An 11043-nucleotide genomic window follows, 5' to 3' on the forward strand; every position below is an offset into this window, starting at 1 on the left:
TTTGCGTCAGGCGGGGTGACGTGTAAATTTGGAGCTTTGTGCTAATATTCAAGTTCAGTGCTGGTTGACAGTTTTGTGCTCCGAAACCCGCCCGAACGCAAAGCCCGAAAACGTAGGTGGCAATGTGGCCTTGTACAAAGAATGATCAACTACAACAATTTTGGACTTTTTTTAGAAAACAGAGAAGTGCTAAGTATTTATCAATATGACTAAGAAATACCAAAAAGAACTTAACACAACACCAAATGACGAGTCGGATTTGACAGATTATGAAGAAAACTTCATTCGAACTCCTGTATACGGACCGTACGAAAATGATAGTTTATTTGATACCTACCATGGATTTGAATTCTTTGAAACGGAATATATTGACAAGTCTATTGAAGAGTTCAATAGATTCGTTATCAAAAAATGCAAAATACCAGTAAATGATTACGATAAAATCGAAAAGGGTATTTTAGCATTTACAAATAGCTCTACAAAAATTCATAGGGATTCAGCACTATTATATAAATCACTAGTTAAAGCGTACCCGGATATATTGCTAAACAAGTATAACGAATCAGATGAATCAATTAAACAATTAGTTAAGGAAAATTATTTTGAAGCGCTTGAGCGTTTTGATTCAATAAAGTTTACCGATGATGAATTAATTCCAGGAACCTCCTTACGGATATATCAGAAAAGTGCTGAGGCAATAACACTTAAAAAGCTTAAAAGATGGGTAGAATATTGCGTATTAAAAGATGGTGACAATGCTTGGGCACCGAAGTTGGAAAGAATATTGATTTACCGAGGGATAAATAATAAATCTTATTACAAGCGAATTAAAAACACGAAGGACTTCCTGTCACTATACAAATCATTAGATGACGACTTTCCATTCTTTGAACGAAATCTTTTAACCTCTTATACGCTCTCTCCAAATTTAGCGGAGCAATTTATGGTTGGAAATCCAAAGGATAAAAGCGAGAGAAGAGTTTTTGTAGAAGGACATACGGAAATTATTGAATCTAGAATGTTTACATCTTTTCTAGTCAGTCCTAATTTTAGAGATGCCCAGTATGAGATTATTTGCTTGCCGGACGAAAGGAAACTAAAGATTAGAACTGATTTTGATAATGAGATTCATGCCAACTATACAATTTATAATTAGGATGTGTAATGAATTATTAATTCAACGACTACAATTGTAAAATTAACCTAAGACTTAGCTACGAATGAATTTAGTTGAAAGTTCAGATAGCCACCAACAAAATCTATAATACATTGCTGGGGGGCAGTGCAACTTTGTAGTTTAGCTTTTAAAATTACTTTTGGTGTCGTGGCACAGTGACTCGCTTCGAAAACCCAACCACGTTTCATACACAAACCATTAAAGCAAGATTGCCATGCTCCTTCCTTGCTTTCAAAGCCATTTTGATTTACTGAGATTGCAAAATATCCAAACTACCTTCGGTAGGCAGGCTGCTTACTGATTCCTCTTTCTCACATATTCATAAATACCCCAAACTCCTACAATCAAGAGAGCCAAACCAATTCCCCATTGGAGAGGCGTGTTCATGGATTCCTTGGCGGCGAGATAGGAACTGGCGACTACTCCTGCGGAAAATGCAATGACGGTACGGGTGAGCATTCCGGGAATTCCAAAAATAAGGACTTTTGCTAAGCTTACTTTTAGAGAGGCGAAAAGGAAATTAGAAATAGAAAAAGGTACAACTGGACTGATTCTTACAAAAAACACCAATGAACCTTCTTTTTCCTTTCTGGATTCTACTTCAGCTTTAAACTTGGGATTTTTCTTAAAGACTTGTTCTGTCAGATCCGTATTGATCAGCTTGCCGATTCCATAACCAATAACGGAAGCCAAAGAATAACCCAAAATCAAAAAAGGAAGAGAAACCCAACCGAAATAAAAACCGGAAGCCAAGGCAATCAGTGTTGTTGGCAACAAGGCTAAGCCCATCAAGAAGGCACCAATTAGTGTGTAAATCAGGAAATCCTGTGGATGATTTAGCGAATACTGGCTCAAAAAATCATAATTCACGGCAAAAACTGCTGAACCAACAAAGGGCATTGTGGTTACCCAAAGCCATGCAAGGATGCCAGTGGGGTGATGCCCAAAGTAGGATGAAATTGTTTTGAATATACTGCCCTTTTTTGTCATCTTTGATCAGCTATTGGGGAGAGTATTCTTCCCAAGGCTTGCAAGTTTAGCAAGCTAAACCCGAAAACACGCTATTAGGAATATAAAATTCCTTTCACTTAGTCAAAAAGAATAAAACCCCAAATACAATGAAATTTGGTACAAAAGCCATCCATGCCGGCGTGGCGCCCGATCCTTCTACCGGAGCTATTATGACTCCGATTTATCAGACTTCCACTTACGTGCAGCGATCTCCTGGAGATCATCAAGGATACGAATATTCCAGAACACATAACCCAACTCGTACAGCCTTGCAGGATAACCTTGCTGCTTTGGAGAATGGGAAATATGGAATTTGCTTTTCTTCAGGTTTGGGAGCGATTGATGCGGTTGTGAAGCTCTTCAGCCCTGGTGATGAAATCATTTCTACAAATGACCTTTATGGCGGAACATATCGCTTATTTACAAAAGTCTTCGAGCGTTATGGCATCAAATTCCATTTTGTGCCAATGGGTGATCCTGAATCAATTGCAGATTATATCAACGAAAATACCAAGATGATCTGGGTGGAAACACCAACCAATCCGATGATGAATATCATCGATATAGCTGGTGTGGCGAAGGTGGCTAAAGCTCATCAATTGATTCTTGCAGTCGATAATACCTTTGCTTCTCCTTACCTGCAAAATCCTTTAGATCAAGGTGCAGATATCGTGATGCATTCGGTGACCAAATACCTTGGAGGCCATTCTGATGTAGTGATGGGAGCTTTGGTGCTCAATGACGATGAACTCGCTTCCAAGCTAGTATTTATCCAAAATGCCTGCGGAGCAACGCCAGGTCCTCAGGACTGTTTCTTGGTTTTGAGAGGAATCAAGACACTTCATTTGAGAATGGAACGTCACAGTCAAAATGGTAAAACCATCGCTGCCTATCTGAAAAACCACCCAAAAGTAGCCAAGGTGTATTGGCCAGGTTTCGAAGATCATCCAAACCATGACATTGCCAAAAAACAAATGCGTGACTTTGGAGGGATGATTTCTTTTACTCTGGTGGGAAATAAACTGGAAGATGCGAAGACGGTGATGGAGAACTTTAAGCTTTTTGCTTTGGCAGAATCTCTTGGTGGAGTGGAGTCACTTTGTGGTCATCCAGCTTCCATGACTCACGCCAGTATTCCTAAGGAAGAGCGTGAGAAAGTAGGATTGGTAGATTCTCTGATTCGTCTCAGCGTAGGAGTAGAAGATGCAGAAGACTTAAAGCAGGATTTGGCTAATGCCCTTTCGAAAATCTGATTTTAGAACATTCATTTATATCAAAAAAACCAGCTGATGAGGCTGGTTTTTTTGTTTTCTGACCTTTATATTCCAAATAAATTCTTCAGGACTGAATTAATTCTTTCAGTAAGCATTTCTATCAATTCTTCATTCAAATATTCATATTCGTCCTCTATTTGTAAAACTTCAATTTTAGGAAGTTCCAGACTTCGATAGGCTTCAGAAACGCGCTTACTTTGATTATACTCCATAACAAATATTAAATCTGACCAAATAACATCCCGTTCCTTTATTTGGCGTTCACTTTTTGGGCTTAACCCAACAGACCGGATATTTAACCTGGAATCGTTTTTAAAAATATACTCAGCGGTTCTGCTCCTTCGCTTATTTCTTCCACAAACTACCAGGATATTTGGTTTTTCCATTTAATATCAGATTAGGGATTTATTCAAATCCTAATTAGTAATTAGAATAATCACAACTTCGATCCTTTAATCAGCCAAGTGGACTTGATGGATTTTTCTTTGAGGTGTAGGAATTTCTTGCGCTCTTCATCTTTAAAAAATGCCGCAACATCTTCTTCCTTATAAAATTCGACCAAATGAATTTCATATGGCATTTCCATATTCTGCTCGATGATATTATCAGCTGTTGGTCGATACCTTAAAAGAAGCTTTCCATTGTATTTGGCTATTAAAGGAATTGCTACTTCCTCAAATTCCAGAAAAGTCTTTTCCTGACCATCTAGGATGTAAATAAGTTGTGTGAAATAAATCATACCTCTTCGTCATTTAGGGAGTCTATTCCCAGTTCTTTTAATTTTTCCAATTGGCTTTTCATCGCTAATACTTGCTCCTCTGGGTGTCCTTGCCAATGACTAACTTCTCCTACCACTTTGAAAGGATGGGTAGAGCGGTAGGATTTGGTTGGATTTCCGGGGAATTTCTTGTCTGTCAAGTCAGGGTCATCCTCCAAAGGTCCTTTTGGTTCCACCAAATAAATTCTGCCTTTTCCTTCTCCAATTGCTAATTCAGCACCCCAAATAGCAGCATCCAAAGTAGCAGTAAGGAAAATATATTTAGCATTAATTCTCTTCCCAAAATTAGAATTATATCCCGGTACAATGAGGTCGCCGATTTTTAGATCTGCTTTGGACCCATGAAAATAAGTTTGGGCAAAAGGAGTAGGGCTAGAACCTTTTGAATTGGACATGATTTACTTTTAAATTCTAATTGGTTTTGGTTGAGTTAAACTAACAGAAAAGCACTATTTAATAACTATCGATACCGAATAGGAAGCATTTCCAATTTGAGCAGGATTAATAGAAGCAAAATGGTCAAGGTTCCCACAGAGGACAAAATATTAAAAAATTTTTGAGATTTCTGATGGTCCTGAGTCAGTTTTCGAATTGTCCAGAATCCTAAATACCCGATGATGCCTCCTGTTGTGTTCGTGAGCAGATCCGTAATATCAAAAGTCCCTATTTTTAAAAGGTATTGCAGACTTTCTAAAATCAAACCCATCAGAAAGAAGAAAATCAACTGGGTGTTAAAAGCCCATCTTTTGAATAAAGAAGTAGCATAAATCCCCAATGGTATAAAAATCACCACATTCATGATGGTTTCTGTCTTGTCATAATATCCATTGGCAAAAGGGATCAAATTGATTTTCCGGTTTTCCATGTAAGAAAATTGAACACCGAATTTCAAAAGAATGATCCAAACCAAGACTGATACATAAATCATCAATAGCCAAAATGTCCATTTGTCAAGGTTATTTTGATTTTTCCCAATAGGTTGAACTTCCATGCTAGTTGATTGCTAATTCATTTTTACAATAACAGCCTGATAAGGTTCTAAAACAATCTTTGATTCTGCTTTAATTGGACTACTGTCATAATTATTTATGAAAATCTCAATTAACCCTTGAGCTTCTGGCAAGGTGGCTTCTGCGGGTTTATCCGAAAAATTCAGCAAAACAAGCATTTTATCTTCTCCGAGAATTCGGGTATAGGCATAAATCTGCTCGTGATCTGGGAGTAATAATTCATAATCACCATAGACCAAAACCAGATTTTCATTTCGCAACTTTGTCATTTTTCTAAAATGATTCAGCACGCTGTTTGGATCTGAGTTTTGCTGTTCCACATTGATTTCTTTGTAATTCGGGTTCACTCGCTTCCATGGTGTACCTGTTGTGAAGCCAGCATTTTCAGAATCATTCCACTGCATAGGAGTTCTGGCATTTTCACGGGAGCTGTAATTCAAAACCTCCATAAACTCTTCCATGTCCTGACCTGCAGCCTTTGCAGCTTTGTATTTCCCCAAAGCATCGATGTCTACATACTCTTCGATAGTGGGCATATCCAAATTGGTCATTCCCAATTCATCACCATAATAAGTATAGGGCGTTCCTCGCATGCTAAGCAAAAATGTATTCAATAGCTGAGTAGTTACTCGTCTGAATTCAGGGCTGGAATTTCCAAATCTATCTACCAATCGAGCATTGTCATGATTGGAAAGGAATACTGCGATCCACCCTTTTTCTGCAAAAGCACTGTCCCAACGACTGAATACTTCTTTGAAATCCGAAAGCTCGTAGCCGGCTGGTGTTCGAGACATGTCCACGTATTCGAAATGGTAAGCTACTTGAAGTTCTTTCCTGTCTGCATCAACCAAGTCATGTGCATCCTGAAATGTGCTACCAGCTCCTTCCGCTACAGCAAAAACATTATAAGGCTCCATCACTTCTAGGTACATTTCTTTTAAATAATCATGCAATGCCGGTCTCAGGCCATGATATTTAATGAATTCTGATTCATATCCTTCAGGAAATTCAGGATAGGTAATGTCCTTACTGGCAAATTGAAATGCATCCATTCTAAATCCATCCACGCCTTTTTCCGCCCAGAACTTCATGATATCATAGACTTCCTGGCGAAGTTTTGGATTCTCCCAATTCAAGTCTGGCTGTTGTTCCGCAAAAGTGTGGAGGTAATAAGAATCTGTTTCTTTGACATAATCCCAGCCTCCTTCTGGGTCAAAAAGACTGTATCTGTAGGGTGGTTCTCCTTTTTCCGCAGGCCACCAATGGTAGTAATCGCGGTATTCACTATTTCTTGAGTTTTTTGCGGATTGAAACCATTCATGCTGATCACTGCTATGATTGACCACCACATCCAAAACAAAGCGAATGCCTCGCTCTTTCATCCCTTTGACCATTTCCTCAAAGTCTTCCATAGTGCCATAACGAGGGTTGATCGCCCGATAATTACTCACATCATAGCCATTGTCAACCATGGGTGATTCAAAAAATGGATTCATCCAAACAGCAGTTATACCCAGACTTTGCAGGTAATCCAATTCATCTATAATGCCTCGAAAATCCCCAAATCCATCGCCATCGGTATCTTTAAAACTTTGAGGGTAAATTTGGTAAAGCGTGCCTTCTTTCCACCATTGTCTGTCGATTTGAATTTCGGCAGTTTGTTTTTCTACCTTTTCAGAGCAGGCAGTAAGGAAAATTCCTAGAAGAGAAATTATAAAGATTCTGTTCATAACAGTGATTTTGGGTGTATGATGCTGATTCCTTGTGAATTGGAATGTATCGAACAAGGAAATCAATTTATAAAAAATCGGGAAGAGTCAAATGCTCAAGTTTTCAAGACTTCTGTTTTGATCGAATTAAGTTCTGGCTAATAGATCTTTAAGGTTTTTTACAACTACATTTTAGATCTAAACCAGAAACTAGTTTTGTATTATTGGATGTAGGAGCTCAATAGAATTCTCTTTTTGGGAGGAATAGCTTTACTGTTTGCGGCGATTTTTAGATGCTCTTGATTCTTTTCTTTCGCAAAAACCAAATGAAATAATTCTGCGACAGAGAGACTTTGCTCTGGTCTATCTATGAGTTCAAATTCATCGCCCTGCGCAACATAACCTTCTTCAAGAATACTGAAATATGTACCACCAAAACCGTGTTGGACAAATTGTTTGATGACCTGCTGGGTGCCAAACTTGTGTCCAAATTTATAGCAGGGTTCACGGTATTGAGAAACCTGTACCACAGCTTCCCCAACTTTGTATATATCTCCTAAAAGTACCTCTTGCTCATCAAAATCCTCAAGGGTGAGATTTTCACCAAACATGCCCCAAGACCAATCCAAGTTTGGGTAAAGATTTTGCCAATAGGGATATTGCTCGGCAGAAAATGCGTAGCAAGCCTTATAGTAACCACTGTGGTTGAGTCTATTGGATACTTCATCGCCCAAAACATCGTTTTTCGTCAAAAAAATGGGTTGATTGGTAGGTTTTTTATAAATCCCGGTAGTTTCTTCTTTGCCATTCCAAATGAAGGTAGTGGGTTTGCCGATGTTGGTAGAAAGGATTTTCATTTGAAAAATTGATGATGGATTTCAAGAGTAATATATCATGATTTACTGAAAAGATCGCATTGAACTTGTGTCATGAATGAAGTGAAATAATCATTCAAAATACTATTTCAATTCAATGGAATAATCGTAGACTTTTCTCAAATCAAAATCTTATCAAAAAGCTGATGGGCCTGTTTCTCGGCTTGGGAGGAAAGAATTTTCTTTTGACTCTTCAATTCGTCGATCCAATCCAGATATTTCTGGGAGGCATTCTCTTTTTCAGCAACAAAATGGGTCAGTGACTGCAAGGCCAGTTGATTGGAATACCAAGGTTTTAGACTGTCCTTTAACAATTTGAACTCTTCATGAATGCTGTCAACAAAGATTGGATTGAATCCCAAATGTATCAGCAAATTCTCCAGCATGATGATGGATTTCAATGCGTCAAAAATCTCCTTCAACGCTTTACTATCAAGACTGGCTTTGAGATCCACATGAATAAAATCCAGTTCCTCCTGGATGATCTGATTAATAGCCGAACTGATTGCCAAAGGTTTCAGGCCTTTGCTTGCCTGCATGGCAGCAAAATATAATTCATCCCAGCTTTTCAAGGTACTACCTACAACCAGATCAAAAGACTCATTGTAAAGCTTTTTTTTCTGCTTTTCGAGAAAATTCTGGTAACTGGGAAATAGGATTTTGTTTTTGGTTTTCTTCTGGTATTCCTGAAAACTCCTTTCGACTAATTTGAAATGGTGAATCTTCCGGAGATGCTTTTCCAGCTTTTTGAAGGAAGAGAAAATATCGAAATTCAGGCCTTCTTTTTCGAAATGGATTTTACCGAGCAAATTGCAGTAAAGCTGTAAAAACTCCATTCTGCTTAATAACTCAATGGCTTTTTTAGACTTGATCTGCTTACCCAAAGCCAAAAAAACAACTTTGGCATCGGAATGCTGACGATCGAATAGTTGAAATACCGGAGAGACTTTGCTCTGCATTTTTAGGAAATTTTTACCAGTGTAGCCCCATAACCCCACTGGTCTTTCTGCGTGTCCTGAAAGTACTTAATATTTCCTAATTGACTCAAATGACGGTGAATTTCTTTTCTTAAAACTCCATTTCCCAAACCATGAATAAATGTGATTTCGTCCATTCCACTGGCGATAGCCTGATCCAGATTTTTCTCAAAAACCTCTAACTGAAGCTTTAACATGGCCGAATTGCTCATTCCCTGATAATCTGGGGTCAATACTTCAATATGAAGATCCACAGATTTTGGAGGTCTCATTGTCTGAACTGGAGCAGCTTTCGGCTGAAGACTTTCCAATTCCTGATTCAATGCACGGATATCCAGTTCTTTGGTCGTTTGTTCCAAAGCAAAAATGTAGGCGCTTTTGCCAAGCAAAGGAGCTTTGCTAAGATGCTTGAAAAACTGAGTTGGCTTCATCTTCAGCTGACGCTCAAATGCCGGTAAAGCTTTCTCCAAGGTATTTTGAATCGGGATAAAACGGAGCAAAAATGCTGGCCATTCATCCATTTCCTTCATCAGGCGATCATCAAACTTTTTGGATTCTCCCGGTTCAAGTTTTCCCGCCATCAAGGTTCGATGATTGTCACCATAAACCTCCGAGGCGTGCGTCAAATAGGATTTTTTACTGTCATTGATCAGGTAAAGACTGAGACTTTGATCATTGATTGGAATAAATGCAAGGTAAAGTCCCTGATCTTTTGGGCCTGAAATGGCCTGAGGAATATCCGCTTCGGATTCTTTCTTTGCCTGCTCTCCGAAATAGTTTTTTTCGGCAGCGTGCACAAGCACCACTTCATTTTTTAATGCTGGAATAATAAAACCGTCTTCAATCTCTATTTCTATTCTTCCGCCTGAAGAGACTTTGCGGATGATCCCTTCTTCCGTCCCTCTGATTAATCGTACTTTATCTCCAATGTTCATTTATCCAATGCTTTTTTATAAGTGTCCAGCGCTCTTTGTCTGGCGAATTTATGATCTACAATCGGTTTTGGATAGTTTTCAGTTCCATATTCTGGTACCCATTTTTTGATATAGCTTAAATCCTTGTCGAATTTCTCCGTTTGTGATTCAGGATTGAATACCCTAAAGTATGGTTGTGCGTCTGTTCCAGTACCTGCTGCCCATTGCCATCCGCCATTATTTGCGGACAGGTCGTAGTCCAATAATTTCTTGGCAAAATATGCTTCTCCCCATCTCCAATCGATCAGCAAATGTTTGGTTAGAAAAGATGCAACAATCATCCGAACCCGATTATGCATATAGCCGGTGGTATTCAGTTCGCGCATACCGGCATCCACGATCGGATACCCTGTTTTTCCTTTGCACCAAGCCTCAAATTCTTTTTCATTATTTCTCCATGGAATCTGGTCGTAAGCAGGTTTGAAAGCTTTGTCCACCACTTGCGGATTATATGCCAAAATCATCATATAAAACTCTCTCCAAATCAATTCATTCAGATAAGTCTCATTGAGTCCTGCGGCTTTCAAGGCTAATTTTCGGATAGAAATAGTGCCAAAGCGAAGATGGATTCCCAGTCGGGAAGTGCCGTCTTTTGCTGGGAAATTTCTGGTTTGATCGTAATGTCGGATAATTTCCTCATCAGCATTTGAACTTGGAATTTCAATTTCGGTTCGCTCAAACCCCATGTCATCAAGTGAAACCAATTTTTCCGGTTTAGTTTCCAGCAGATTCTTCCAATGGAAATAGGATAGAACCTCGACGTTCGTTTCCTCAAATTTCTGAAGCCAAACTTTGCTAAAGGGAGTAAATACTTTGTAAAACTCGCCAGATCCATTCAGGATTTCTCCGGGCTCAAAAATCACCTGATCCTTGAAACTTAAAAATGTTGCATCATTCTTCTTCGCCAATTCTTCAATCGCTTTGTCCCGCTTTTTGGCATAAGGTTCATAGTCCCGATTGGTATAAATTGACTCAATGTTGTACTCCTTGAAAAGCTCCTCGTAAACCTCATCTGGCTTGCCATATTTCACCAAAAGAGTACTTCCTTTTTCTTCAAATTGTGATTTGAGTTCTTGGATCTGATCATGGATAAAGGATACTCTTGCATCTTTTTTATCCTCCAGATCATCTAAAATCACCCGATCGAATATAAATAGTGGAAGCACATTTGTTTCCTGCTGCAAGGCGTAATATAATCCGGTATTATCTTCTAATCTCAGGTCTCTTCGAAACCAAAAAATCGTAATTTTCTTCATAG

Annotated in this window: 11 protein-coding genes and 1 pseudogene; 2 read left to right on the top strand and 10 right to left on the bottom strand. The window is 38.8% G+C overall.

Annotation, left to right across the window (positions count from 1 at the left end):
* Positions 1–205: 205 nt before the first annotated feature.
* Positions 206–1156 carry a hypothetical protein gene (locus FHS59_RS02055; protein WP_184492747.1) on the top strand — a complete coding sequence of 317 codons (951 nt, stop codon included), beginning with the start codon at positions 206–208 and terminating at the stop codon, positions 1154–1156.
* A gap of 315 nt (positions 1157–1471) precedes the next feature.
* Here FHS59_RS02055 and FHS59_RS02060 read toward each other — a convergent pair whose 3' ends face one another.
* Entirely contained in the window at positions 1472–2167 is a 696-nt protein-coding gene (locus tag FHS59_RS02060; protein WP_184492748.1) for a TVP38/TMEM64 family protein, read from the bottom strand.
* 119 nt (positions 2168–2286) lie between these two features.
* Between FHS59_RS02060 and FHS59_RS02065 the strand changes: the two are divergent.
* Positions 2287–3441: pseudogene (locus FHS59_RS02065) on the top strand (cystathionine gamma-synthase); the annotation flags it as partial.
* Between the two features lie 65 nt (positions 3442–3506).
* Here FHS59_RS02065 and FHS59_RS02070 read toward each other — a convergent pair.
* The 9 genes from FHS59_RS02070 to FHS59_RS02110 all read right to left on the bottom strand — a co-directional run bounded on the left by FHS59_RS02070 (position 3507) and on the right by FHS59_RS02110 (position 11041).
* A complete protein-coding gene (locus FHS59_RS02070) occupies positions 3507–3848 on the bottom strand; it encodes a protein-tyrosine-phosphatase (protein ID WP_184492750.1) in 342 nt (113 codons plus the stop codon).
* 50 nt (positions 3849–3898) lie between these two features.
* Positions 3899–4201, bottom strand: coding sequence for a DUF1330 domain-containing protein (locus FHS59_RS02075; protein WP_184492751.1), 303 nt, complete (start codon positions 4199–4201; stop codon positions 3899–3901).
* The gene (arr, locus tag FHS59_RS02080) at positions 4198–4635 is read right to left on the bottom strand and encodes an NAD(+)--rifampin ADP-ribosyltransferase (RefSeq protein ID WP_184492752.1); all 438 of its coding nucleotides are present in this window, start codon (positions 4633–4635) and stop codon (positions 4198–4200) included. The genes FHS59_RS02075 and arr overlap by 4 nt, the downstream gene beginning before the upstream one ends.
* 65 nt (positions 4636–4700) lie before the next feature.
* Entirely contained in the window at positions 4701–5231 is a 531-nt protein-coding gene (locus FHS59_RS02085; RefSeq protein WP_184492753.1) for a VanZ family protein, read from the bottom strand.
* Positions 5232–5243: 12 nt separating this feature from the next.
* Positions 5244–6980, bottom strand: coding sequence for a glycoside hydrolase family 13 protein (locus FHS59_RS02090; protein WP_184492754.1), 1737 nt, complete (start codon positions 6978–6980; stop codon positions 5244–5246).
* A gap of 200 nt (positions 6981–7180) precedes the next feature.
* Positions 7181–7816 carry an MOSC domain-containing protein gene (locus FHS59_RS02095; RefSeq protein WP_184492755.1) on the bottom strand — a complete coding sequence of 212 codons (636 nt, stop codon included), beginning with the start codon at positions 7814–7816 and terminating at the stop codon, positions 7181–7183.
* 137 nt (positions 7817–7953) lie between these two features.
* Positions 7954–8793 carry a hypothetical protein gene (locus FHS59_RS02100; RefSeq protein ID WP_184492756.1) on the bottom strand — a complete coding sequence of 280 codons (840 nt, stop codon included), beginning with the start codon at positions 8791–8793 and terminating at the stop codon, positions 7954–7956.
* Positions 8794–8795: 2 nt separating this feature from the next.
* Positions 8796–9746 (bottom strand): Smr/MutS family protein, encoded by a 951-nt coding sequence (locus FHS59_RS02105; RefSeq protein ID WP_184492757.1) that lies wholly within the window; start codon positions 9744–9746, stop codon positions 8796–8798.
* Positions 9743–11041, bottom strand: coding sequence for a cryptochrome/photolyase family protein (locus FHS59_RS02110; protein ID WP_184492758.1), 1299 nt, complete (start codon positions 11039–11041; stop codon positions 9743–9745). The genes FHS59_RS02105 and FHS59_RS02110 overlap by 4 nt, the downstream gene beginning before the upstream one ends.
* Positions 11042–11043: the final 2 nt, after the last annotated feature.

It is taken from the genome of Algoriphagus iocasae, from assembly GCF_014206875.1.
Classification (GTDB): domain Bacteria; phylum Bacteroidota; class Bacteroidia; order Cytophagales; family Cyclobacteriaceae; genus Algoriphagus; species Algoriphagus iocasae.